This window comes from Ensifer sp. Root558, assembly GCF_001427045.1.
Lineage (GTDB): Bacteria > Pseudomonadota > Alphaproteobacteria > Rhizobiales > Rhizobiaceae > Ensifer > Ensifer adhaerens.
Genome location: NZ_LMGC01000001.1, coordinates 836,655 through 861,202 on the forward strand (window position 1 = coordinate 836,655; position 24,548 = coordinate 861,202).

A 24,548-nucleotide genomic window follows, 5' to 3' on the forward strand; every position below is an offset into this window, starting at 1 on the left:
GGCACGCAACAGGGGTGACGGGAGCCGCAGAAAGTGCGGCTCCCGTCATCGATCTCTCAGTTTTCAGGCGCGAGGTCGCCCTGCATGAAGTCCGGGAACCAGCCTTCATGGGCGGCGCGGAGATCCGCAACCGAGACGGCCCTGGCGTCGCCAAGCTTGACGGCGTCGCCGCCGGTCTTGCCGATGATGGGGAGCGAGACGCCGGCAGCCTTGGCACGAGCGGCAACCGCGTCGAGCGCGCCGGCGGCAACCGTCACGACGTAGCGACCCTGGTCTTCGCCGTAGAAGGTCGCGATCGGATCATGGCCGGCAACAGCGTCGACCGAGGCGCCGATGCCCGAAGCCATCGCCATTTCGGCAACGGCAAGTGCCAGGCCGCCCGACGAGCAATCGTGCACGGCGGTTACAAGACCGTCGACGATCAGGCCGCGGACGAAGTCGCCAACCTTGCGCTCATGCACCAGATCGACATGGGGCGCCGGGCCATCGGTGCGGCCGTGAACGTCGCGCATATAGACCGACTGGGCGATGTGCGAGCCGAGACCGGCCGGCGCGCCGGCGACGAGGATCGTTTCGCCTTCAGCGGCAAAGCGGATGCGCGCCATCTTCGACCAGTCCTTGATCAGGCCGACACCGCCGATGGTCGGGGTCGGCAGGATCGCCTGGCCGTTTGTCTCGTTGTAGAGCGAGACGTTGCCCGACACGATCGGGAAGTCGAGTGCGGTGCAGGCTTCTCCGATGCCCTTGATGGCATGAACCAGCTGGCTCATGATCTCAGGGCGTTCCGGGTTGCCGAAATTGAGGTTGTCGGTGGCTGCCAGCGGCAGCGATCCGGTTGCCGTCAGGTTGCGCCAGCATTCGGCGACCGCCTGCTTGCCGCCTTCGTAAGGATCGGCTTCGACGTAGCGCGGCGTCACGTCGGAGGAGAAGGCAAGCGCCTTGGAGGCATGACCTTCGACGCGCACGACACCGGCGTCGCCGCCCGGCAGCTGCAGCGAGTTGCCCTGGATCAGCGTGTCGTACTGCTCGTAAACCCAACGGCGCGACGAATTGTTGGCCGAACCGACGAGCTTGACGAGCGCGTCGGCGACGTCGGCTGCCGGAATGTCGTTGGTTGCGAGCGGTGCCGCGGTCTTGGCCGGGGTCCAGGGACGATCATATTCCGGCGCTTCGTCGCCCAGTTCCTTGATTGGCAGGTTCGCAACCTCTTCGCCCTGGTGCAGGATACGGAAGCGCAGGTCGTCGGTCGTCTTGCCGACGATTGCGAAATCGAGGCCCCACTTGACGAAGATCGCTTTGGCGACCTCTTCCTTGGCGGGCTCGAGCACCATGAGCATGCGCTCCTGGCTTTCCGACAGCATCATTTCATAGGCGGTCATGCGCTCTTCGCGCACCGGAACGGTGTCGAGGTCGAGCTCGATGCCGAGGTCGCCCTTGGCGCCCATTTCGACGGCCGAGCAGGTGAGGCCGGCTGCACCCATGTCCTGGATGGCGATGACGGCGCCGGTCGTCATCAGCTCGAGGCAGGCTTCGAGCAGGCACTTTTCGGTGAAGGGGTCGCCGACCTGAACGGTCGGGCGCTTCTCTTCGATCGACTCGTCGAACTCGGCGGACGCCATGGTCGCGCCACCGACGCCGTCGCGGCCGGTCTTCGCACCGAGATAAACGACGGGAAGGCCGACGCCTTCGGCCTTGGAGTAGAAGATGGCATCGCTCTTGGCGAGGCCGGCGGCAAAGGCGTTGACCAGAATGTTGCCGTTGTAGCGGGCATCGAACTCGACTTCGCCGCCAACGGTCGGAACGCCGAAGGAGTTGCCGTAGCCGCCGACACCGGCAACGACGCCGGAAACGAGGTGGCGGGTCTTCGGGTGGTCGGGCGAACCGAAGCGCAGCGCGTTCATCGCTGCGACGGGACGGGCGCCCATGGTGAAGACGTCGCGCAGGATGCCGCCGACGCCCGTTGCCGCGCCCTGGTAGGGCTCGATATAGGACGGGTGGTTGTGGCTTTCCATCTTGAAGACGACGCAGTCGCCGTCATCGATATCGACCACGCCGGCGTTTTCGCCCGGGCCCTGGATGACGCGCGGCCCCTTGGTCGGCAGCGTGCGCAGCCACTTCTTGGAAGACTTGTAGGAGCAGTGCTCGTTCCACATGGCCGAGAAGATGCCGAGCTCGGTGAAGGTCGGCTCGCGCCCGATCAGGCCGAGGATGCGCTCGTATTCGTCAGGCTTCAGCCCGTGCGATGCGATGAGGTCCGGGGTGATGGGGCGGGTGTTGGAAATCGTCATCGTCGACCGTCAAATCCTTCGGGCGGCGCGCAATCCACTAATGAGGAATATGGCGCGTGCGAACCGCAACAGAAACAGGGGGCGCTTTGCGGCTTCTTTAACCTATGCTGCGGCGGGGCGCGACAGAAAAATACGGGCGATCAACAGCGGTTGATGCCCGTATGAAGCTTTGTTGAGCGCGACTGCGCAGGCCTGCGTCAGAACTTGTAGCCGAGGGCGAGGCCTGCGCGTGTCAGGCCGTTGTTGGGACCGTCGCAGAGATTGGCATGCGACGCATGTTCAACGGTCGCCGAGACGTTCCAGTGTTCGTCGAGGCGCACGCCCGCGGCGGCGTATTCGCGGAAGAGGACGCGGCAGCCGAGTTGCGGACCGGAACCGTTGGGATCGTCGAGATCGCCGTCGTGAACCGTGCCGCCCGCGCCGAACTCCACGAAGAGGCGTTGCGTCATGTCGAAGGTCCAGCTCAGGCCGGCATAGGCCTGGTTGACGCCGTTCGACGACGTGGCCACGGCAGCACCGGTATAGACGCGTGGACGCAGCAGCTTTTCGCCGAGATCCGCGGCGCCGTCCGCATTGAACGGATCGAAGTAGAGCGTGAACGAGGGAAACACGCCGTCTTCCTGCTTGCCGCCGCTGGCGATCGATGTCGTCACGCCGAAGCGCATTTCGTCAAAGACACCATCTTGAGCCGCCGCCGGCGCGGCGATGACGGAGGTGGTCGTGACGAAAAGAAGGGATGCAATCAGGCGGGACGGAACCGGGCGAAGCGATAGCGGCATGCGAAATCCTTGAGGGCGAATCATCTACGCAAGACTGCTAAAACAGTATGATGCGGAAGCTTGCGCGAAAGTCACCCCGTCGATTTCGATAGTCACTCGAAACTGTCGTAGCCGGCTCGGCCGCTGTCGAGCAGCCGCTTCAGTGTCTGGAATCCGGCTCTCACCTCGGCGCGCTGCGGTGGCGAGGAAAAGCCGATGCGGATCCGATGGAAGACGCGATCGGTACGGCCGGCCTTGAACTCGTCCTCGTCGTCGACGAGCACGCCTTCCTGAAGAGCCGCCTGCTTGAAGGTTCCTGACAGCCAGGGGTCAGGCAACTTCATCCAGAGGAACGGAATGCAGGGATGGGACGCGAACTCGATACCCTCAAAGACCTCGCGCGCCATTGCTTCGCGGGCGCGAACCTCCTCAATGCCCTGGCTGCGCAAGGCTGCAGCCGAGCCGGAGAGCACCAGCCGGGCGCAGAGTTCCGCCAGGATGAACGGCAGGCCGCCGCTGACCATCTTGTGGGCGATGCGGATGCGCTGGCCGAAATGCGGAGGGCAGGCGACCCAGCCACCGCGAACGCCTGCGGCAACGGACTTTGAAAGACCGCCGACGAGGAAGGTACGTTCGGGCGCAAGCTCGGCGAGCAGCGGCGTTTGATCGCCGGTCATAGCGCCGTAGAGATCATCCTCCACCAGCCAGACGCCGTATTTGCGGGCGATATCGGCGATCGCCTGGCGGCGGGCGAGCGGCATGACGGCCACTGTCGGGTTCTGCGCGCTCGGCATCAGGAAGGCGAGCTTCGGATGCTGCTGCGCGCAGACGCGCTCGAAGTCGTCGGGGATCATGCCGAAGGCGTCGGATTCGACCAGCGTCGTGCGGCGACCAATCAGGCCGGCGCTGCGGCTGACCTGCGAATAGGTGAGCGTCTCGAAGGCGATGCGGTCGCCTGGGGCCGTCACCGCCGCGATTACGGCAACGACGGCCGCATGCGCACCGAGCGTCGGCACGATGTTTTCGGGCTTAGGACGAAACCCTCCGCGCGCCAGCCATTGGCAGCCTGCCTCGAACCAGTGATCCGGGAAGTTCCGCGCGTAGCTGGCAATATCGGCGTGATGCTCGTGACTGATTTCGCTCAACACTTCGCTCAGCACCGTTCCCTGGCCGATATCCGGCGCGGCGGTGCTGTCGAACCTGAGCTTGCCAACGGGCGCGACCAGGGGCCGGGTGCCGGCAAGGGACGTCGTCAGCGGGTCCGCCTGCTCCGGCGGCCGGCTTTCGGGATGGTCGAGCACATAGGTGCCGCGCCCGACTTCGCCGCTCACAAGCCCGCGCTCGCGGACAATATTGTAGGCGCGCCCGATCGTGCCGATTGTCACCCCGATATCGTAGGCGAGGTTGCGTTGCGGTGGCAATTTGGCGCCGACGGGCAAGGCCCCGTTGCCAATTGCCAGTTCGATTTGATCGGCGATCCGTGCGTAGAGCGGACCGTGACCCTGCTGAATGTCGGGGAGCCAATTTGTCATAGTGACAATTCTTTAGATTACAGCGGAAAATATGTCAATTATCACCAAGACAACGATAGCAATCGCTGCATTGGGGTTGTCAATGAGTACAATAGATACAATTTGTTTGTCCCGCTCGGAAGCGACGTCCGTGGGCTGCACCGGCACATTACTGGGCGGCGACTATTCGGACGAACGCGAGGGTCTGCTGAAGCGGCTTTGGACCCGCTATTGCGAGCTGGCGGCGAAGCGACGCGGCCGGTTGGCGCTCGAGGAGATGAGCGAGTGGCAGCTCAAGGATATCGGCGTTTCGGAAAAGGACGCGCGTCAGGAATCGACTGTCCCGTTCTGGCGCTAACCGATCGGATAGAACCGACTGTCCGAAATGCAAAAGGGCCGGCAACCTTGAGGTCAACCGGCCCTTTAATCAATTCGACAAGTTCAGCTTGGGGCTATTTGCAGCCCTGTCCGCCAGCGGCCCAGCGCTTGATGTCTGCGGCCATGCGCGTTCCCGTCGGCTCGCTCATCAGCGGCCCGAAGGCCTGCAGGCGGGCCGGATTGCCCTCGGCCTGAACGACGGCGAGGGGGCGTGCCTCCGGCGACTTGCGCGGCACGATCAAGATGCGCGGACGGCCGGAGAAGGAATTGAGCTCGGGCGCCAGGCGATAAGACTTGAATTCCGCATCGCCCGACTTGAACCAGCAGCTGTTGGCGCCGAGCGCCACGCGTTCCATGGTCGGCAGCGCCGCCGTGTTCGGGCTCGGGGCCGGCGGCTTCGGCGATTGGCACGAGGCCAGAAGCATTAGACCGAAGGCCGTGCAGGCAAGGCCGGTCAGGCGTGCAGGGGCAAATGAAGGCATCGACGGTCTCGCTCGCAAATGGGGATGGGTCGGATGCCTTCTACAGCCGGATGGTTAAGCGGCGATTACTTCGAGCGCAGACGCGAAGAGGCCGCGGCCGTCGGAACCGCCATGGGCGGCTTCGATCAGGTTTTCCGGATGCGGCATCATGCCGAGAACGTTGCCCGCAGCGTTCATGACGCCGGCGATATCGTTCATCGAACCGTTCGGATTGGTGCCTTCGGCGTAACGGAAGACCACCTGGCCATTGCCTTCGATCGTCTTCAGCGTCTCGGCATCGGCAAAGTAGTTGCCGTCGTGATGGGCGACCGGCGAACGGATGACCTGGCCCTTGGAATAGGCGCGGGTAAAGTCGGTGTCGGCGTTGACAACTTCGAGCTTGATCTCGCGGCAGACGAATTTCAGCGAGGCATTGCGCATCAGCGCGCCGGGCAGGAGGCCGGCCTCGACGAGGATCTGGAAGCCGTTGCAGACGCCGAGAACCTTCACGCCCTTTTCCGCCTTGGCCTTGATCGCCTGCATGACCGGCATGCGTGCAGCGATCGCGCCGCAGCGAAGGTAGTCGCCATAGGAGAAACCGCCGGGAATGACGATCAGGTCGACATCCGGAATCTCGGTCTCGGTCTGCCAGACGGTGACAGGCGCCTTGCCGGAGATCTTGGTGAGGGCCGCGATCATGTCGCGGTCGCGGTTGAGGCCCGGAAGCTGGACGACGGCTGACTTCATATCTCTGTCTCCGATACGGCGAGATCAATCTTGATGGCGCGCTCCGAAGAGCTGGCATCTGCTGCGACTATGGCAGCGGCGTTCCCGAGGGGACCAGCGGCTGCTCCGGCATTTCGTAACGTCTGGTTCCGCGCCCGAAGACGCGGAACGATTCCGTCGCCTGCAGGATCAGGCGAAGGAGATGCTGTAGTTCTCGATGACCGTGTTGGCGAGCAGCTTTTCGCACATGGCCTTGAGGTCTTCCTCGGCCTTGGCCTTGTCTGCGGATTCGATCTGCAGGTCGAAGACCTTGCCCTGGCGAACCTGGCCGATGCCGTCGAAGCCGAGTGCGCCGAGCGCACCTTCGATTGCCTTGCCCTGCGGATCGAGAACGCCGTTCTTCAGCGTCACGGTTACACGTGCCTTGATCACTTTGATTTTCCCCGAAGTTACTTCACGAGAACCGGACCGGTGCCGCGCACGGGTTCGTTCTCATTCATGATGCCGAGACGGCGGGCGACTTCCTGGTAGGCCTCGACGAGGCCGCCGAGGTCGCGGCGGAAACGATCCTTGTCGAGCTTCTCGCGCGTCTCGATGTCCCAGAGACGGCAGCTGTCCGGCGAGATCTCGTCGGCAAGCACGATGCGCATCATGTCGCCTTCGAACAGCCGGCCGCACTCGATCTTGAAATCGACGAGCTGGATGCCGACGCCGAGGAACAGGCCCGAGAGGAAGTCGTTGATGCGGATGGCGAGCGCCATGATATCGTCGAGTTCCTGCGGGCTTGCCCAGCCAAACGCGGTGATGTGCTCTTCGGAGACCATCGGGTCTTCGAGCGCATCGGCCTTGTAGTAGAACTCGATGATCGAGCGGGGAAGGACCGTGCCTTCCTCGATGCCGAGACGCTTGGCCAGCGAGCCGGCGGCGACGTTGCGCACGACGATCTCAAGCGGGATGATCTCGACTTCCTTGATCAACTGCTCGCGCATGTTGAGGCGGCGGATGAAGTGCGTGGGGATGCCGATCTTGTTGAGGTGCGTGAAGATGTACTCGGAAATCCGGTTGTTCAGCACACCCTTGCCGTCAATGACGTCGTGCTTTTTCTTGTTGAAGGCGGTCGCGTCGTCCTTGAAGAACTGGATGAGCGTGCCCGGCTCTGGACCCTCATAGAGGATCTTGGCCTTGCCCTCGTAGATACGGCGGCGACGATTCATGGATTTGTCTCTGTAGTTGTTGGCGCTCTCGGGACGCGCGTGGAACATCTCTCGGGGTCCATAGCCGAAAAGAACCGATTTCACAATCGGCGTATCTGCCCGTTCCCCTGATTTGCATGGGGCGCCGCGCGCCTTCTCAAAGTGCGCCAAGGTTGCTGCCGCCTCACGAAGCGGCGATGTCCTGATCCTTGATCAAATGCGATCTGAGGAACCGCACAAAGGGTAACATGAAAGTCATCAAACCGGAAAAGTTCACATTGCAGTTTGACCCGCGTTTTGATTTATGGCGATAAACTGATTTCAGACATGGAATTCTCAGGGAGATTGATTGATGACGTCGATGCAGGATCGCGAAAAGGCCTTCGAAGCAAAGTTTGCGATGGACGAAGAGCTTAGGTTCAAGGCTGAAGCGCGTCGCAACAAGCTGCTCGGTCTGTGGGCCGCCGGCCTGCTCGGCAAGGCCGACGCCGACGCCTATGCCAGCGAAGTGGTGGCTGCCGATTTCGAAGAAGCCGGCCATGAAGACGTCGTTCGCAAGATCAAGGCGGATTTCGACGCGGCAGGCGTTGCCCAGACCGAAGAGCAGATCCGCGTGCGGATGCTCGAACTGCTCGGCGAAGCCGTCCAGCAGCTCCAGAGCAAGTAAGCCGAAAGGCTGTTGCCGCATTCATTGAAGCGCCGCCCGTCCATCTGGCCGGGCGGTTTTTATTTGTCCGGACCGCCGAACACCGGCTTCCAGCCGCGGCGCAAACGCTGCTCCAGCTCCAGCCGATCCATCGGCCGCGCAAGCGCATAGCCCTGCAGCACGTCGCAGCCGAGGTCCCGCAGCATCGCCGCGTGCTCCCAGGTCTCCACGCCTTCGCCGACGACAGCGATGTTGAGCGAGTGGCCGATGTCGACGATCGCGCGCACCAGCTTCGCCTGCTTGGCACCTTCGGTCATCGGTCCAACGAGCGCCCGGTCGATCTTGAGCCGGGCCGGATTGAGGTTGAGCAGGCCGATGATCGAGGCATGCCCGGTGCCGAAATCGTCAATCTCGATTTCGATGCCGAGGTCGCCGAGAGCTGAAATGGTCCCGGCGATTTCGTCTTCCGGGTCATCGAGGAAGATGGACTCGAGCAGCTCGAAGGAAAGGATGCCCGGCGGGATCCGCATGTCGCGCAGATCGGCGATCAATCCTGGGTCGCGCAGCCGCGGCGACGACATGTTGACCGAGATCTTGGGAACGGCGAGCCCTTCCTTTTGCCAGGACTGAAAGTCGCGATAGGCGAGCTCGACCACCTTCCTGTCGATCGCCGGCAGGACGTTGATCTCTTCGGCCACCTTCAGGAAATGGAAGGGGGTGAGGATGCCGCGCTCCGGGTGGTTCCACCGCACCAACGCCTCGACGCCGGATATCTCCAGCGAGCGCGCATGGAACTGCGGCTGGTAATAGACGGTGAACTGCCCTTCCTCGATCGCCTGGCGAATATCGTCGCCGATGCGCTTGGCGTTGAGGATCTGGGTTTGAATGAGCTCGGAGAACACTTCGACGCGATCGCGCCCGACGCTCTTTGCCCGATAGAGGGCGATGTCGGCATTCATCAGCAGCTGTTTGGCGTCGATGTCTTCGCCCCCCTTGAAGGCGATGCCGATGCTTGCGCCCAGGCGGCAGAGCTGACCGTCATAGGGAATGGGGCGGCGGAAGGCATGGACGATGCGCTCGGCAAGCTCGGTCAGCTGCGGCAGGTCGCGGTTCCGGCGGCAGAGAATGACGAACTCGTCGCCGCCGATGCGGGCGATAAAATCGTCGTGGCGGGCGTGGGCACGCAGGATCGCGGCCGCATGCGTTAACATCGCGTCTCCGGCCTGGTGTCCGAGCGTATCGTTGATCTGCTTGAAGCGGTCGAGATCGATATGCAGGATCGCGTTGACTGCGACATTCTCCGTCAGCATCTGATCCAGGTAGCGACGGTTGGGCAAGTCGGTCAGGTAATCGTGCAGCGCGTTGTACTCGATCCTGATCCGCGCCTGCTCGAGTTCACGGTTGCGCCCTTCGGCCGATGCTTTCGCCTGGCGCAGTTCTTCCTGCAGCGCGATGTCCTCGGTAACGTCCCAGTTGGCGCCGATGAGCTTGCGAGTTCCGAGATGATCGACATAGGTCGCGGCATTGGAGCGGATGTGGCGGACGGAACCGTCCGGGCGCACAATACGGAAAGCATTGCTGTAGGGTTTACCCGAGGCGATGCCTTCGTTGGTTCTGAGGACCACGGCATCGCGATCGTCGGGGTGAAGGGAGTTTTCCCAGGTCTCAGAGCTTGGTGCGCCGTCGGCGAGGTCGAGACCATAAATCTCGAACATGCGCTCGTCCCAGTCGTCGCGCAGTGCATCGAGATTGAAGTCGAACACGCCGATCTTCGAGACGCCGAGCGCCAGCCTCAGTCGGCGGGAGACCTCCTCGAGCCGGGCCTCGGCCTCCTTGCGGGCGGTGATGTCGGTATCCGTCCCGATGATGCGGCTCGGCCTGCCATCCGGCCAGTAGGCAACCGAGGCGCCGCGGCTTTCGATCCAGATCCAGTGACCGTCGGCGTGACGCTCTCGATACTCGAAAGTGTTGAAGATCGCCTCGCCGGAATCCTGCCGCTCGATCGCGGCGCGCACATGCGCATGATCGTCGGGGTGAACGTTCTGGATCCAGTTTTCAAGGGTACCATCCACCTGGGCGTCTTCGGACAGGCCACGAAGCCGCCTCCAGGTGGCCGAGTAAAACAGGTCTCCGGTTTCGAAGTCGTGATCCCAGACACCCTCAAGCGCGCCGTCCAGGGCATATTTCCAGCGGGTCTCGTCGTTGCGCAATCCGGCGATCTCGTTGACGAAGTCATCGGCCGGCAACATCAGCAGCAGCGAGGCGGCTTCATCCGCGAACCGTACCGGCGAACAGGCAACGAGCATCGGCACGGAGCGGTCGGGACCAAGGAAATGGATCGTCTCGGCGACCGTCGATGTGGCGCGCGGCGGCACGCGCGACCGGTCCTCTTCCGCCACGAAGTCATTCAGAAAGGCGTGTCGCAATTGTACAAGCGTGCGGCCGAACACTTCGCCGGCAAGGACGTTAGCGGCCAGGATCCGTCCGTGCGCATCGACAATGACCGCGCCTGCCGGCAACCGTTCCAAGGTGGCCTGCGTCAGAGCATCCGGATGCGCCGGTGCGCCTTGCGCACCTTTGGTGAGACGTTCGTTTACGGCCACTTCCCATGTCCAGTATCTGCGGCCGAGCAACCAAGCGGAACGATCCGGTCAATGCCGGCGCAGATCAAGGTTCGACAGCGCTCGGCACCATCATGAGACGAGTCGCGTCGTGCCGGCGATGATGACCGCGGACAATGAACGTCGGATTAATAAGGCGTCGACAGGTTGATCGGGCGCGTCAGGGTTTAAGCCGGCTCAAGAACTGGGCGAAGACCATCGTTCCCTCCGGCCACGGCCCGTGGCCGGACTCGGTGTTGATGTGGCCGGACTCTCCGGCATCGACGAGCAGCGAACCCCAGGCGTTGGCGATGTCGTCCGCATGCTCGTAGGAACCGAACGGATCGTTGCGGCTGGCGACCATCAGCGACGGGAAGGGAAGCGGATCGCGCGGGTAGGGACCGAAGGTCATCAGATGCTTCGGACGGATCGCCGGGTTGGCAACATCAGGAGGTGCCACCAGGAAGGCGCCGGCGATCGGCTTGGTGAAATGGGGTAGGGCGTGCACGGCGGTTGCGACGCCAAGCGAATGGGCGACGATGACCACAGGCTTTTCCGCCGCATTGACCTCTTCGATCATGCGCGCCACCCAATCCTCGCGGACAGGCTTTGCCCACTCCGCCTGCTCGACGCGGCGTGCGGTCGACATCTTGCGCTCCCAGCGGGTCTGCCAGTGCTCCGGTCCGGAGTTGGTGTAGCCTGGAACGATGAGGATATGAGCGTCGGATACTTTCATGGTGGCCGCGATGTGGCGCTGAAAGGCGCGGAAGTCAAGACCTTCAGCATTACCCGTGCTTCAGGGCCTCGAAGCCACCCATGGGAGCCTGCCCGACGAGCCCGATGTTCGCGCTCCAATAGGCCGCTTAACGTGGCGAGAGGCGGCAGGCGACAGCGGTCGCATTTTCTGTATAATCGAAGGGACGGTCGCGGATGGTGCGGCTTGGTTCGTCGCATCTTTGTTCCGTGGCCGCTCTGGTTCGTTGAGGAGTGTGAGCCATGACAACATTCCATGTCCTTTCGGGAGCGGACGCGAGTGTCGCCCATCCCGGAATAAAAAAGATTGGCGTCGCGGATGTATTCGACGCCTTACGCTTGGGCTTTGACGATTTTCGCGAGAAACCATCGCACTACGTCTTTCTTTGCCTGATCTACCCGATCGCGGGTGTCGTTCTGATCACCTGGAGCGCGGGCGCCAACATGCTGCCGCTGCTTTATCCTCTTGTCTCCGGCTTCGCTCTGATCGGCCCAGTCGCTGCGATCGGGCTTTATGAAATCAGCCGACGGCGAGAACTCGGCATGGACTACTCCTGGCCGCACGCCCTTCGCCTGCACCGCTCTCCGGCGCTGCTGTCGATCATGGCCGTCGCCGCCATGCTGTTCGTTGTCTTCATCATCTGGCTGCTCGTCGCCCAGGCGCTCTATGTGCAGATCTTCGGGGCGGAACCGCCGGATTCGATTGCAGCCTTCTGGAACGGTATCATCGGCACTGACCAGGGCTGGAACCTGATCCTCGTCGGCAACGCTGTCGGCTTCGTCTTCGCCGTCATCGTTCTGGCGACATCCGTCGTGTCGTTTCCGTTGCTGATCGATCGGGACGTCGGCGCCGTATCGGCGGTCGAGACTTCCATTCGCGCAACGCTCGTCAACCCGGTGCCCGTCGCCGTCTGGGGCTTCATTATCGCCGCCGGTCTGGTTATCGGCTCGATCCCGGTCTTCGTCGGCCTCGCCGTCATCATGCCGATCTTCGGACACGCCACCTGGCACCTCTATCGCAAGATGGTGGAGCCCGGTCCGCGCGCGCGTTCACACTGATCGCCGACAGCCGAAGGCGAATGTAACCGCTCATAAAAAAGCGCCGCATGTCGATCGACCTGCGGCGCTTGTGGCGTGTTGCCGAAAATCTCGGCCTAGCGAAAATGCTTGTAGTAAGATGAGATCTGCGCCGCGGTGTTGGACGACAGGTTGAGCTTGATGCCGATCTTGTCGCCGCGATACCAGCGCACCATGCCGGTCAGGAAGCCGAGTTCCTCGCTTCTGATCGTCACTTCCTGTCCCGTCTTGGCGCCGATGTCGAAGAGCAGCTGAAAGCAGATGCCCTCGGCAGAAAGGTCCTTGACGATGCCGCTGCTGGAGCCGGACTTGACGGTCACCGTACCTGTAATTTTCGTTTGCGTGCGCTGCGTCGCCCGCTCGACACTGTCCTTGTAGGCCATGTGATCCTCAGAACCTGGATTGACAGGCCCTGAGCTTTGCACGCAATGCGTGAATTTCCTGCTAACGCAAATGCCCGCATTTGAGCGATGTGCTCCAAATGCGGGCATGGCAACAAAAACCAAAGGCCTACGGCCGTCCGCTCAGCGCAGAACCTCAGCCGAAGACGCGCTTGAAGATCGTGTCGACGTGCTTGGTGTGATAGCCGAGATCGAACTTTTCGCGGATATCTTCCTCGGAAAGGGCCGCGCGAACTTCCGCGTCGGCGAGCAGTTCTTCGAGGAAGTCCTTGCCCTGTTCCCAGACCTTCATGGCGTTGCGCTGCACGAGGCGGTAGGCGTCCTCACGCGACACGCCGGCCTGCGTCAGCGCCAGCAGCACGCGCTGCGAATGCACGAGCCCACGGAACTTGTTCATGTTGTTGATCATGTTCTCGGGGTAGACGAGCAGCTTGTCGATAACGGTGGTCAGACGAGCGAGCGCGAAGTCGAGCGTCACCGTTGCATCCGGGCCGATCATGCGCTCGACCGAGGAGTGCGAAATGTCGCGCTCATGCCAAAGCGCAACGTTTTCCATGGCCGGGATCGAGAAGGCGCGAACCATACGGGCGAGACCCGTGAGGTTTTCGGTCAGAACCGGGTTCCGCTTGTGCGGCATCGCCGACGAGCCCTTCTGGCCCGGCGAGAAATACTCCTCCGCTTCAAGCACTTCGGTGCGCTGCAGGTGACGAACTTCCGTCGCCAGGCGCTCGATCGACGAGGCAATGACGCCGAGGGTGGCGAAGTACATGGCATGGCGGTCGCGCGGGATGACCTGGGTCGAAACCGGTTCCGGCTTCAGCCCGAGCGCCTCGGCTACGTGTTCTTCAACGCGCGGGTCGATGTTGGCGAAAGTGCCGACGGCGCCGGAGATCGCGCAGGTGGCGACTTCTTCGCGTGCGGCCAGCAGGCGCTGCTTGCAGCGGTCGAACTCGGCATAGGCGAGCGCCAGCTTGACGCCGAAGGTGGTCGGCTCGGCATGGATGCCATGCGAACGGCCGATCGTCACCGTCTCCTTGTGTTCAAAAGCGCGGCGTTTCAGCGCTTCGAGCAGCTTGTCGAGGTCGGCGAGCAGCAGGTCGGTCGCGCGGACCAGCTGCACGTTGAAGCAGGTATCCAGAACGTCGGACGAGGTCATGCCCTGGTGGATGAAGCGGCTGTCCGGGCCGACGAATTCGGCGAGATGCGTCAGGAAGGCAATGACGTCATGCTTGGTGACGGCCTCGATCTCGTCGATGCGGGCGACGTCGAAAGTGGCAGCGCCGCCTTTTTCCCAGATCGTGCGCGCAGCATCCTTCGGGATCACGCCGATTTCGGCAAGCGCATCGCAGGCGTGGGCCTCGATCTCGAACCAGATGCGGAATTTCGTTTCCGGCGACCAGATGGCCACCATTTCCGGTCGGGAGTAACGGGGGATCATGGGCTTAAGCTTTCGTCGTCAGTGGAGGGATGGTCGTGCCTCTAGCAAAGATAGCCGCGAAGCTCAACGCCGTTGCGCACGGCGATCGCTTGCCAGCCACAGGCAGACGGCGAGCAGTATAACACCGCCGATCGGCAAATAGAGGCGAAGGCCCATGACGAGAAACTGGTAGAAGGCGATCAGCGTCGTAAAGGCGAACTGGAAGAGCCAGGTCGTGGTTCCGATCGGGGCGTGCCACTGCGCATAGAACTCGCGGTAGTCGAGCGCAAAGAGCAATGCCGTCATCCCGATCGTGCCGAGCGAAAGGAAGAAGAGATAGGCGGCGAAACGCGTTTCTACGCCGCGTCCGATCGCCGCGAAGCGGGCGAGAAACAGCGCCGGCGGCCAGGCGAGCAAAGCGCCGGCCCCGAAAACCCAAAGAAGTTCGGCCAGATGAAAGGTCACGTCCCGTTCCCGCAGCCACAGCGCAAACCACGCCGATAGCGTCATTGACGCGCTCCACAAGGGTGCGCCAAGGAGCAGCAACGGAACGCTCGGCACGGACCGGGCAAGGCGGGTCCGCTTCCGGGCACCGACCGCCGCACGCCCTGCTTTCGCTTCGACGCTGGCGGCCGCTTCGTTCATTTCGCGATCCGCGTCGGGACCGCGATCCAGCGCCCGTCCGTCGTGCCTTCAAAGCCGAGCGACTTCACAAGCACCATGATCACATGGGTTTCCGAACCGTCGTCGTTGCGGTGGGTGATGGCGCCGCCGACCAGGTAGCCGGTGGGGCAACGGCGGCTTTCCGGTATGCGGCTGTCGTCCTGAAGCACGTCGCTTGCCGGTGCGCCCGCCTTCATCGTCATCGACAGACGGAAACCCTTGGCTTCCTTCAGGAAGTCTTTGCAGATGCCGTCCGGCTCGAAGGTCTTTTCCTCGAGCGTTACCGTATAGGTCTCGCGGAACGCTTCATCGGCTGCAAAGGCATCGTAGGTCAGCGAGTGCGGCTTGGCGTTGGTTTCCGTGATCGGGTTGAAGGCTGCGAGCAACCCGGGTGCATCGGCCAGGCGATAGGCATCGATCAGGGGCGCAGCCCGACGGCGGGCTTCATGGCGCGCCTTCGACAGCGGGCTGCCATCTTCGCGACTGACAGCGCGCACCGGTGCACCCGGCAGGAAGCTGTCATTGCGCGTGTCGATCACATAGATGGTCGAATACGGAAAGCCGGAGCCGTCCTGAACGCCATATTCCTCGAAGGCAAAGACATTGCCATCGGCGGAAAAGCCGATCGGCTGCAACGCGGCATAGTCGCCAGCAAGCGCCGGCGATGCAGCGGCGGCCGCGGCCAGGCAACAAAGGCCGGAAATTGCCGCGCGTGTCGTCATCGATAAGCCTTCTCGGCCGGCGCACGGATCGCTTCGATCGCCGAGCGATAGGCCTCGACCGAGCCGCCCTTGAAGATCGCCGAGCCGGCAACGAGAACATTGGCGCCGGCGCCGGTGGCAATGGCTGCCGTTTCAGGCGCAATACCGCCGTCGACTTCGATCTCGATCGGTCGATCGCCGATCATCGCCTTGATGCGGCGGATCTTTTCCGCGGTGGCGTCGATGAACTTCTGCCCACCGAAGCCCGGATTGACGGTCATGACGAGGATCAGGTCAAGCTGATCGAGCACGTATTCGATCGCGCTTTCTGGCGTTGCCGGATTGAGCGACACGCCGGCCTTCTTGCCGAGCGACCTGACCGTCTGCAGCGAGCGGTGCAGGTGCGGACCGGCTTCCGCGTGCACCGTCAGGATATCGCAGCCGGCCTTGGCGAAGGCTTCGAGGAACGGGTCGGCCGGCGAAATCATCAGGTGGCAGTCGAACGTCGCATCGGTGTAGCGACGCAGAGACTTGATGACATCCGGGCCGAAGGTGATGTTCGGCACGAAATGACCGTCCATGACATCGAGATGGATCCAGTCCGCGCCGGCATCGACGACATCGCGAACCTCCTGGCCGAGCTTGGAGAAATCGGCCGCCAGGATCGACGGGGCAATGCGGATAGGGTGGGTCATGGCGCACTCCAGCGTGTTTTCCGCGGGAATAGCACCGCCGAGCCCCGCAAACAACATGCCTGCGATCAAAGCTGCGTCAGCTACGCTCTGACCAGCAGGGCATGAGATCGTTTTCCGCCGGCGTTGCGTCGTGGACGCCGCGGGCGATCGCGCGCGCCATGGTCGAGGCTGCAACGGCGCCGAGATCGATGAAATCCTCTGTTGTCGGCGTCTTGCCGCTGGCGCCGGTCGCAAGCGCGAAGATCAGATCGCCGTCGAGCGGCGTGTGCGCCGGCCAGAGCCCGCGGGCGAAGCCGTCATGGGCGGCAATCGCCAGGCGCTTGGCTTCGGCCTTCGTCAGCACCGCATCCGTCGCAATGACCGCGATCGTTGTATTGGCCACGGCGGCCTGGCGGTCGCGGAACTTGATGCGGATGTCGGCCGCATCGGCCGGCATCGGGTGGGGCAGGCCAAGTCCGCCGAACTCGCTCTCCAGTTCGAAGGGCGCAGACCAGAAATGCCCGGTGTCGCCGACGGTGGCGGATCCGAGCGCATTGACGGCGACGAGGGCGCCGATGGTGATACCGTTCGGCAGAACTGTGGATGCCGAACCGAGACCGCCCTTCAGGCTCGCGGTCAGCGCGCCTGTGCCGGCGCCTGCCGAACCGGTCGAAAATGTCGCGCCGGCCCGCCCGACGGCCTCGAAGCCGAGTTCGCGATAGGGCGGGAATCGGCCCCAATCCTTGTCGCCACCGTTGATGAGGTCGAAGAGGATCGCCGTCGGTACGATCGGTATCCGGTGTGGGCCGACGGCGAAGCCGCGACCCATTTCCCTGAGCGCCGCCTGAGCACCGGACGCGGCATCGAGCCCGAAGGCCGAACCGCCGGAAAGAACGAGCGCATCGACCGTCTGTACCGTATTGTGCGGATCGAGCAGGTCGGTCTCCCGGGTTCCCGGCGCACCGCCCAGGACCTGGACCGCAGCCGTCGGGGGGGGGTCGCAGACGATCGCGGTGACGCCCGATTTCAGGCGATGGTCCTCGGCGTTGCCGACCGTCAGACCTTTGACATCGGTGATCAGGTTCAGCGGTCCGGGACGCATCATGGGGCGGCTCCTTCAGCGGCCGCGGGCGCGAAATGGCCGCCTTGCCACTGCATCAAACGGTAGGGGTTGTCGGCGCGCTCGTGCCCAGCGTTGAAGGCGGTGAGGCCGAGAACGGTCGGGTAGGGCCCCTTGCCGGCGATCGCTTCGATCAGCGACTTGTCGTCCTGTGCTGCCCGGTCCTTGGCTTCCTCCAGCAAAGCCATCACGGCGAAAGCCGGCATCACATAGCCTTCCGGCTCGATGCCGGCGGCGCGCATTTCGTCGGCAAAGGGCTTGCCCTCCGGCGACTGCGCCGCATCCGGCAGCGTTACCGCAAGCACGCCATCGGCAAGCGGGACAGTGAGATCGGCCGCATTCAAGGCATCGCCGCCAAGCAAGGTAAGGCTCGCGCCTTCGCCAATGGCATCGCGGGCGATCACGGCGGTATCCTGCCGGTCGCCGCCGGTGAAGACGTGGGTTGCACCGCTTTTCACCAGGCGCCGCACGAGGTTGATCTGCTGCTCCTGCGCCGGCCGGTAGGTGTCGCTGAAGACCGGCGTCATGCCGATTTCGGCGAGTGCTGCGCGCACGGCCTCGACCAGTTCCCGGCTGTGGATCGTGCCATCGTCGACGAGCGCGATGGGCTTGTCCTTCCAGCGGTTGACGATGGCATCGACGATCGCCGTAGCCTCGGCATTGCCGCTCGGTGCGAGGCGGAAGAGCGGCCATTTGTTCTTGAGCGCGTCTTCCATCAGGATATCGGAGCGCACGCTGAGCGTGATCGCCGGCAAGCCCGCCTCGGTCAGTGCCGGAAGCGCCGCATCCAGGCTTTCGGTGCAGAGAAAGCCGACTGCGGCCTCGGCACCTGCGGCAAGCAGCGCTTTGGTCAGTGCCTCGCTGCCGGCGGTATCGCAGGTCTCGGGAATGACGACGATCTCGCTGCCGCGATCACCGGCCTTGAAGCCGGCGCCGTCGACAATCTGCTTGCCGAGCGGCGCGAACGGACCTTCCACAGGCGCCACGACCGCCACCTTGATGCCGGCCGCCAAAGCCGGCGTTGCCTGTACCAGTCCGGCAAGGATAAGGCTGCTGACAATGGATCGACGCATTCACTTACTCCGCCGCCGCAAGCTTTCCCGACCGAACCGATCCGGGCAAAGTCCTACGGCGAGCCACCACAGCTTCCTGTTCCGTTGCCGCTCGCGTCAGACGCGAGGCACGGTCGTTGCCGCATGTTTTAAGGATGTGCCTCCCGGCGTCAAAGGAAAAGATGCCGCTCCTGGCGAAGAAGGTTCAATCTGCGTCACGGCCACGTCGCAGATGTGCAAGATTCTCCCTCCGGCGGGTTTCATATTTTCCGCCAGCGTCTATGTATGTGCCTGACATCGCCCGGAGAAAGATGTGTTGGAGAAGACCCGGCTGGACCCTATCAGTTATCGCGACGCGATGAGCCGCCTGGCCGGTCACGTGCAGATCATCACCGCCGCTGACGGCAGCGAGCGGCGCGGCGTCACTGTGACTGCGGCCTGCTCGGTTTCCGATAGCCCGCCGACGGTTCTCGTCTGCCTGAACGGCGCCAATCCGCGCAACGATATCTTCACGCGCAGCGACAGCTTTGCACTCAACCTGCTCGGCGACGAGCACCGGGCGCTTGCCCATGGCTTCTCCGGCCGCGACCAGCTCGACATGGATCTGCGTTTTGCGCTCGGACAGTGGACGCGGCTTAGGACCGGTGCGCCAATCCTCGTCAATGCCACCGCCGCTTTCGATTGCCGTCTGGTCGAGGTGAAGACGATCGCCACGCATCTGGTGCTATTTGGCGAGGTTGTCGACGTCGCGATCGGGCCGTCCCGCCCGCCGCTCATTTATGTGGACCGCGGATACCACTCGCTATAAGTTTTTTACTCAGCGGTCGACTGCTCATCGCAACATGAGAAGATCGCTCTAAGTCGTTGAGTTGGCCGGTGGATTTTGCCCCCTTCCAGCATCCAGCGATCGATTCGGGCCGTGGTGGAGGAGACATGGCACAGGCGGCAACGGGCCTGCCACAGTCCATCGAAGAGACGATGGCACTGCTGGAGGCACATGATTATCTCGCCGGCACGGCGCTGGCGACGGTGCTGTTTCTTGCACTCCGGATGAAGCGCCCGCTTTTTCTTGAGGGCGAAGCCGGCGTCGGCAAGACGGAGATCGCCAAGGTTCTGGCCAAGGCGCTCGACCGGCCGTTGATCCGGCTGCAATGCTACGAAGGTCTCGACGTCGCCTCGGCGGTCTACGAGTGGAACTATCCGGCGCAGATGCTCGAAATCCGCCTGTCGGAAGCATCCGGCAAGGTCGACCGCAAGCGGGTCGAAAGCGACATCTTCTCCGAACGTTTCCTGATCCGCCGCCCGGTTCTGCAGGCCATTTCCTCCAATTCGGGACGTGCGCCCGTTTTCCTGATCGACGAGCTCGACCGGACAGATGAAGCCTTCGAGGCGTTCCTGCTGGAAGTTTTGTCCGATTTCCAGGTGACAATTCCGGAACTTGGTACGATCCGGGCGGACGAACCGCCTGTTGTCATCATCACCACCAATCGCACCCGCGAGATCCATGACGCACTGAAGCGCCGCTGCCTCTATCATTGGGTCGATTATCCCAAGGCGGCGCAGGAACTGGAGATCATTCGCCGCAAGGTTCCCGGCTGCAATGCCACCTTGTCACGGGAAGTCATCGCCTATGTGCAGCGGCTGCGCACGATCGACCTCTTCAAGAACCCGGGCGTTGCCGAAACCATCGACTGGGCAACGGCGCTGACGGAACTCGACCGGCTGGCGCTCGATCCAGAGACGATCGCCGACACGCTTGGCACCCTACTCAAATACCAGGACGACATCGCCAGGATAGAGGGGGCAGAGGGGCGAAAGCTGCTCTCCGAGGTCAAGGCGGAATTGCTGGCGGCAAGCTGATGACGGAGGCGCGGGAACAGCACAGGGACGATGTTCCCCCGCCAATCGCGGCAGGCGACGGACGGCTTGCCGACAATATTGTCTTCTTCGCGCGCGCGCTCCGGCGCGCCGGCATCAAGATCGGGCCAGGCGCCATCGCCGACGCCATCGATGCGGTGGCGCTGATCGGGATCGGTGGACGGGACGCGTTCTACGCCGCGCTGCAATGCGTCTTCGTCAAACGTCACGAAGATCAGCCGGTCTTCGACGAGGCGTTTCGCTTGTTCTGGCGGTCGCGCGGTCTCGTCGAAAAAATGATCGCGATGATGTCGCCGCTGGCGCCGGAACGCGAGAGCGAACGGCAGCAGCGCCGGGCAGGCGAGACCCGCGTCAGCGACGCGCTGCTTTCTGGCCACGAGGCCGATCGACCGCCGCGCGACGAGCCGGAGATCGAAGTCGATGCACGTTTCACGGTCTCCGGTCGCGAGCTTTTGCGCCGGGCCGACTTCGCGCAGATGAGCGCTGCCGAGCTTGCCGAGGCCAAGCGCGCGCTTTCGGCATTGACGCTACCGATGGACCGCGTCGTCACGCGCCGCTTCCGCCCCTCGAAGCGTCAGATCCGCATCGACCCGCGCGCCACCATGCGCGACGCCATGCGCTTTGGCGGCGAACTGATCCTTCCGAGGTTTCGGGAGCGGCGCGTCGTTCATCCGCCGCTTGTCGTGCTCGCCGACATCTCCGGCTCGATGAGCCAGTACACCCGCATCTTTCTGCACTTTCTGTATGCGCTGACCGAGGAACGGCGGCGCGTTCATACCTTCCTCTTCGGAACCCGGCTGACCAATGTCTCGCGCCAATTGCGCAATCGCGATCCCGATGCGGCGATCGACGACTGCGTCGCTGCGGTCAAGGACTGGTCCGGCGGCACGCGCATCGGCGAGACCTTGCATGAGTTCAATCGGCGCTGGTCGCGGCGCGTGCTCGGGCAGGGCGCGATCGTGCTTCTGATCACCGACGGTCTGGAGCGCGATGACGTCGCCGATCTCGAAATCGAAATCGACCGCCTGCACCGATCCTGTCGGCGGCTGATCTGGCTGAACCCGCTGCTGCGCTTCGACGGCTTCGAGGCGCGGGCGCGCGGTGTGCGGGCGATGCTGCCGCATGTTGACGAATTCCGGGCCGTGCACAATCTTGAATCGATTGGCGAACTGGTGAAGGCGCTGTCCGGGCAGCGCTCCCGCCAGGCGGACCCGCGGCGGTTCCTAGAGCCTGGCCGGGCCACGGTGACCGGCGCGCATGGGAGGTGGCAGGCATGAGGCAGGCAGTCAATGTTCTCGATCCGCTCGACATCGCCGAAGCCTGGCTGAAGGAAGGACGCCGGGTGGCGATCGCAACGGTGATCGAGACCTGGGGCTCGGCGCCACGGCCGGTCGGCAGCCATCTGGTGATCGATAGTGAGGGCAATTTTCAGGGCTCTGTTTCGGGAGGATGCGTCGAGGGCGCGGTCATCACCGAAGCGGCCGACGTGATCGCCTCTGGCACCTCGCGCGTTCTCGACTTCGGCGTCGCGGACGAGACCGCCTGGCGCGTCGGGCTTTCCTGCGGCGGCCGGATCCGGGTCCTCGTGGAACGGGTTAACGGCTGACGATGGAACAGGCGATCCTGGAAACACTCAATCTTGCGCGCGCGGCCCGCCGCGCCGCCGTCACCGTCAGCGATCTTACCGGTGGTGTCCGCGTCTACCTCGAAGGCGACGACTGTCCAGAACCCTGGCGCGAAGCCGTTGCCCGTGCCTTGCGGTCCGGCCGAGCCGGGATCGTCGAAACCGGGCAGGGCTCCTTCTTCCTCAATGTCTACCTGCCGCCGCCGCGCATCCTCGTCATCGGCGCGGTGCATATTTCACAGGCCCTGGCGCAGCTTGCGCCCGTTGCCGGCTTCGACATGACCATCATCGATCCGCGTACGGCCTTTGCCACGCCGGAACGTTTTGCCGGCGTCGACCTCATCGCCGATTGGCCGGAGGACGCCCTGAAACTCAGACCGCTCGACCGCTTCACGGCACTTGCAGCCGTGACGCATGACCCGAAGATCGACGACGAACCGATCCGGGCGGCACTGTCGGCCGGTTGTTTCTATGTCGGTGCACTCGGCAGCCGCAAGACACATGCCACACGGATCGAACGACTGCGGCATGCGGGTGTCGCCGATGCTGACATGGCCCGCATCCGTGCACCGATCGGTCTCGATATCGGCGCGGCAAGTCCTGCCGAAATCGCGGTTGCGATCCTCGCCGAAATCATCGAGGCGCTGCGACGGCGTGACGTTGCTTCCGCAGGGAGTGAAGCATGAGGTTCGGCCCGATCAAGGTCGCAGAAGCAGAGGGCGCGATGCTCGCACATGCGGTGAAGGTCGGTGATGCCAGGCTGCCGAAGGGGCACCGGGTCACATCCGCCGACATCGTCGCTTTGACCGCTTCAGGTGTCGTGGAGGTGGTGGCCGCCCGCCTTGATGCCGGCGACCTCCCGGAAGACGAGGCGGCCACGCGCATTGCCGCGGCCGTGGCCCCCGATCATCTCCGGTTTTCGCGGGCAGCGACCGGCCGCGTCAACGTCTATTCCGAGGTCGCCGGCCTCTTCGTTGCGAGCCGCGAAATTGTCGATCGCTTGAACCGCCTAGATCCCTCCATCACCTTCGCCTGTCTCGACGACCATATGCCGGTGCAGCCCGGCGATATGGTCGCAACGATCAAGATCATCCCGCTTGCGGTCGCCGGCGCCTTCGTCGAGCAGGCGGAGAGGCTTCTGCGCGACCATCGCGCCTTCGAGGTCAAGCCGTTCGCGCCGCGCCGCGCAGCCTTGATAGCAACGGAGTTGCCGAACCTCAAATCCCAGGTCATGGACAAGACCCATGCCATCCTCGCGGCGCGGCTGCGACAGGCCGGAAGCGAACTCTTCACCGAACGGCGCGTCGCGCATAGGGAAGACGCCGTGGGGGCGGCGATCGCCGAAATGCGATCAACGCACGACCTGCTGATCGTCTTCGGCGCTTCGGCGGTCGCCGATCCCGAAGACGTCATTCCGGCGGCGATCCGGCGGGCCGGTGGCGTGGTCGATCATGTGGGAATGCCTGTTGACCCCGGTAATCTTCTCGTTCTCGGCCGCGTCGGCGAAACGCCGGTCATCGGTGCACCCGGCTGCGCCCGCAGCCCGCGCGAGAATGGTTTCGACTGGATCCTCGACCGGATCCTTGCCGGCGAGTGGCCGAGTTTCGACGATATTACCGGCCTTGGCGTCGGCGGCTTGTTGAGTGAGATCCCGACCCGGCCGCAGCCACGCGAACATGCAACGGAGTTGTCATCCGGCTCGGTTTCAGTCGTCGTTCTGGCCGCTGGCCGGGCCAGCCGTATGGGCGCTGACGGCGGGCACAAACTTCTCGCAACTTTCGATGGCGTGCCGCTCGTGCGCCGCAGCGTCGAAGCCGCGCTTAAGGCCGCTCCGGGCAAGGTCAGCGTCGTGACCGGCCACCGCGAGGCCGATATCCGCTATGCGCTGCAAGGACTGCCGGTGACGTTCGTTTCCAACCCCGACTACATTTCGGGCATGGCCTCTTCGCTGACGGCCGGGCTTTCGGCAGTCGGGGCGCGGGCGCCGGGCATGCTGGTGATGCTTGCAGACATGCCCGGGATAACCGGCGACGATCTGCGCCGGCTCATCGAACGTTTCGTCGCCGAAGGTGGCCGCTCCATCATCCGCGCGACCGCAGGCGGACAGCGCGGCAATCCGGTGATCCTGCCGCGACAGACATTTTCGGCGATCAAGCAACTGGTCGGAGACGTTGGTGCAAGGCACATTATCGAAAAGAGCGGGCTGCCGGTCATCGATGTCGAACTCGGCGCGGCGGCGCGCCTCGATCTCGACACGCCGGAACAGATCGTCGCCGCCGGCGGTATCTTGGAGGAACAGACGCGTGGATAATGCCGCAATCGAAGACATGTTCGCGGTCCTCGGGCCGGTGACCATCAAGCGGATGTTCGGCGGCAAGGGCATTTATTGCCAGGGTGTGATCTTCGCCCTTGAGGTCGATGGCGAAATTCTGCTGAAGGGCGACGAGCAAACAGCGCCGGCGCTGGAGGCGGCCGGTTCGCGGCAATGGGCCTATGACGGCAAGGGCAAGCCGGTGAAGATGCCCTATTGGAGCATTCCGGACGACGCATTCGACGATCCCGACGAGATGGCGCGGTGGGTGCGGCTTGCCTATGAGGCGGCGCTACGCTCCAGGAAGTAGGCCGTC

The 24,548-nt window shown here is 63.5% G+C and carries 26 protein-coding genes; 10 read left to right on the top strand and 16 right to left on the bottom strand.

The annotated features are described in order from the left end of the window. Positions 1-56 precede the first annotated feature (56 nt). From purL to ASD63_RS04135, 3 genes are all read right to left on the bottom strand, one after another. Complete coding sequence (gene purL / locus ASD63_RS04125) at positions 57-2,288, bottom strand: phosphoribosylformylglycinamidine synthase subunit PurL (RefSeq protein ID WP_034794444.1); 2,232 nt, start codon at positions 2,286-2,288, stop codon at positions 57-59. Positions 2,289-2,485: 197 nt separating this feature from the next. After that, complete coding sequence (locus tag ASD63_RS04130; protein WP_034794442.1) at positions 2,486-3,067, bottom strand: acyloxyacyl hydrolase; 582 nt, start codon at positions 3,065-3,067, stop codon at positions 2,486-2,488. 92 nt (positions 3,068-3,159) lie between these two features. Then, positions 3,160-4,578, bottom strand: a complete 1,419-nt coding sequence (locus ASD63_RS04135) for a PLP-dependent aminotransferase family protein (RefSeq protein WP_034794440.1) — start codon at positions 4,576-4,578, stop codon at positions 3,160-3,162. A 184-nt stretch (positions 4,579-4,762) separates the two neighbouring features. On the opposite strand from ASD63_RS04135, the gene ASD63_RS35945 reads away from it, so the two are divergent. Then, complete coding sequence (locus tag ASD63_RS35945; protein WP_226020710.1) at positions 4,763-4,915, top strand: DUF1127 domain-containing protein; 153 nt, start codon at positions 4,763-4,765, stop codon at positions 4,913-4,915. A gap of 94 nt (positions 4,916-5,009) precedes the next feature. Here ASD63_RS35945 and ASD63_RS04145 read toward each other — a convergent pair whose 3' ends face one another. The 4 genes from ASD63_RS04145 to purC form a co-directional block, all read right to left on the bottom strand. After that, on the bottom strand, positions 5,010-5,417 hold the full coding sequence (locus tag ASD63_RS04145; protein ID WP_034794436.1) for a hypothetical protein: 408 nt from the start codon (positions 5,415-5,417) through the stop codon (positions 5,010-5,012). 54 nt (positions 5,418-5,471) lie between these two features. Further along, complete coding sequence (gene purQ / locus ASD63_RS04150) at positions 5,472-6,143, bottom strand: phosphoribosylformylglycinamidine synthase subunit PurQ (RefSeq protein WP_034794430.1); 672 nt, start codon at positions 6,141-6,143, stop codon at positions 5,472-5,474. A gap of 168 nt (positions 6,144-6,311) precedes the next feature. Then, the gene (gene purS, locus ASD63_RS04155; RefSeq protein WP_034794427.1) at positions 6,312-6,554 is read right to left on the bottom strand and encodes a phosphoribosylformylglycinamidine synthase subunit PurS; all 243 of its coding nucleotides are present in this window, start codon (positions 6,552-6,554) and stop codon (positions 6,312-6,314) included. Positions 6,555-6,571: 17 nt separating this feature from the next. Beyond that, on the bottom strand, positions 6,572-7,336 hold the full coding sequence (gene purC / locus ASD63_RS04160; protein ID WP_034794646.1) for a phosphoribosylaminoimidazolesuccinocarboxamide synthase: 765 nt from the start codon (positions 7,334-7,336) through the stop codon (positions 6,572-6,574). A gap of 331 nt (positions 7,337-7,667) precedes the next feature. Between purC and ASD63_RS04165 the strand changes: the two genes are divergently transcribed. Next, entirely contained in the window at positions 7,668-7,982 is a 315-nt protein-coding gene (locus ASD63_RS04165; RefSeq protein WP_034794424.1) for an ATPase inhibitor subunit zeta, read from the top strand. A gap of 59 nt (positions 7,983-8,041) precedes the next feature. On the opposite strand, the gene ASD63_RS04170 is transcribed toward ASD63_RS04165, so the two are convergent. Both ASD63_RS04170 and ASD63_RS04175 read right to left on the bottom strand, forming a co-directional pair. Further along, positions 8,042-10,564 (bottom strand): EAL domain-containing protein, encoded by a 2,523-nt coding sequence (locus ASD63_RS04170; RefSeq protein WP_060528798.1) that lies wholly within the window; start codon positions 10,562-10,564, stop codon positions 8,042-8,044. Positions 10,565-10,742: 178 nt separating this feature from the next. After that, positions 10,743-11,297: an alpha/beta hydrolase gene (locus tag ASD63_RS04175; RefSeq protein ID WP_034794640.1), complete on the bottom strand. Its 555-nt coding sequence runs from the start codon at positions 11,295-11,297 to the stop codon at positions 10,743-10,745. 260 nt (positions 11,298-11,557) lie between these two features. Here ASD63_RS04175 and ASD63_RS04180 point away from each other — a divergent pair, with 260 nt between their 5' ends. Further along, positions 11,558-12,373, top strand: a complete 816-nt coding sequence (locus ASD63_RS04180) for a DUF2189 domain-containing protein (protein ID WP_060528799.1) — start codon at positions 11,558-11,560, stop codon at positions 12,371-12,373. 95 nt (positions 12,374-12,468) lie between these two features. Here ASD63_RS04180 and ASD63_RS04185 read toward each other — a convergent pair whose 3' ends face one another. From ASD63_RS04185 to ASD63_RS04215, 7 genes are all read right to left on the bottom strand, one after another. After that, entirely contained in the window at positions 12,469-12,774 is a 306-nt protein-coding gene (locus ASD63_RS04185) for a PilZ domain-containing protein (protein WP_034794416.1), read from the bottom strand. 154 nt (positions 12,775-12,928) lie between these two features. Continuing rightward, on the bottom strand, positions 12,929-14,230 hold the full coding sequence (purB, locus tag ASD63_RS04190) for an adenylosuccinate lyase (RefSeq protein ID WP_060528800.1): 1,302 nt from the start codon (positions 14,228-14,230) through the stop codon (positions 12,929-12,931). 63 nt (positions 14,231-14,293) lie between these two features. Further along, the gene (locus ASD63_RS04195) at positions 14,294-14,854 is read right to left on the bottom strand and encodes a hypothetical protein (RefSeq protein ID WP_082572765.1); all 561 of its coding nucleotides are present in this window, start codon (positions 14,852-14,854) and stop codon (positions 14,294-14,296) included. Further along, complete coding sequence (locus ASD63_RS04200) at positions 14,851-15,594, bottom strand: DUF2259 domain-containing protein (RefSeq protein WP_034794398.1); 744 nt, start codon at positions 15,592-15,594, stop codon at positions 14,851-14,853. The genes ASD63_RS04195 and ASD63_RS04200 overlap by 4 nt, the downstream gene beginning before the upstream one ends. After that, complete coding sequence (gene rpe, locus ASD63_RS04205) at positions 15,591-16,268, bottom strand: ribulose-phosphate 3-epimerase (RefSeq protein ID WP_034794395.1); 678 nt, start codon at positions 16,266-16,268, stop codon at positions 15,591-15,593. Before rpe ends, ASD63_RS04200 begins: the two co-directional genes overlap by 4 nt. 76 nt (positions 16,269-16,344) lie before the next feature. Beyond that, positions 16,345-17,352 carry a P1 family peptidase gene (locus ASD63_RS04210; protein WP_060528801.1) on the bottom strand — a complete coding sequence of 336 codons (1,008 nt, stop codon included), beginning with the start codon at positions 17,350-17,352 and terminating at the stop codon, positions 16,345-16,347. After that, positions 17,349-18,440 (bottom strand): ABC transporter substrate-binding protein, encoded by a 1,092-nt coding sequence (locus ASD63_RS04215; protein ID WP_034794390.1) that lies wholly within the window; start codon positions 18,438-18,440, stop codon positions 17,349-17,351. Before ASD63_RS04215 ends, ASD63_RS04210 begins: the two co-directional genes overlap by 4 nt. A gap of 337 nt (positions 18,441-18,777) precedes the next feature. Here ASD63_RS04215 and ASD63_RS04220 point away from each other — a divergent pair, with 337 nt between their 5' ends. The 7 genes from ASD63_RS04220 to ASD63_RS04250 all read left to right on the top strand — a co-directional run bounded on the left by ASD63_RS04220 (position 18,778) and on the right by ASD63_RS04250 (position 24,542). Then, entirely contained in the window at positions 18,778-19,227 is a 450-nt protein-coding gene (locus tag ASD63_RS04220; protein WP_082572787.1) for a flavin reductase family protein, read from the top strand. A gap of 125 nt (positions 19,228-19,352) precedes the next feature. Next, complete coding sequence (locus tag ASD63_RS04225) at positions 19,353-20,279, top strand: MoxR family ATPase (RefSeq protein WP_060528802.1); 927 nt, start codon at positions 19,353-19,355, stop codon at positions 20,277-20,279. Further along, positions 20,279-21,574 carry a VWA domain-containing protein gene (locus tag ASD63_RS04230; protein WP_051659307.1) on the top strand — a complete coding sequence of 432 codons (1,296 nt, stop codon included), beginning with the start codon at positions 20,279-20,281 and terminating at the stop codon, positions 21,572-21,574. Before ASD63_RS04225 ends, ASD63_RS04230 begins: the two co-directional genes overlap by 1 nt. Continuing rightward, positions 21,571-21,903 (top strand): XdhC family protein, encoded by a 333-nt coding sequence (locus ASD63_RS04235; protein ID WP_034794382.1) that lies wholly within the window; start codon positions 21,571-21,573, stop codon positions 21,901-21,903. Before ASD63_RS04230 ends, ASD63_RS04235 begins: the two co-directional genes overlap by 4 nt. Positions 21,904-21,905: 2 nt before the next feature. After that, positions 21,906-22,607 (top strand): XdhC family protein, encoded by a 702-nt coding sequence (locus ASD63_RS04240; protein WP_034794379.1) that lies wholly within the window; start codon positions 21,906-21,908, stop codon positions 22,605-22,607. Next, positions 22,604-24,232 carry a molybdopterin-binding/glycosyltransferase family 2 protein gene (locus ASD63_RS04245; protein WP_034794377.1) on the top strand — a complete coding sequence of 543 codons (1,629 nt, stop codon included), beginning with the start codon at positions 22,604-22,606 and terminating at the stop codon, positions 24,230-24,232. Before ASD63_RS04240 ends, ASD63_RS04245 begins: the two co-directional genes overlap by 4 nt. Then, a complete protein-coding gene (locus ASD63_RS04250; RefSeq protein WP_034794374.1) occupies positions 24,225-24,542 on the top strand; it encodes a TfoX/Sxy family protein in 318 nt (105 codons plus the stop codon). The genes ASD63_RS04245 and ASD63_RS04250 overlap by 8 nt, the downstream gene beginning before the upstream one ends. Positions 24,543-24,548 lie beyond the last annotated feature (6 nt).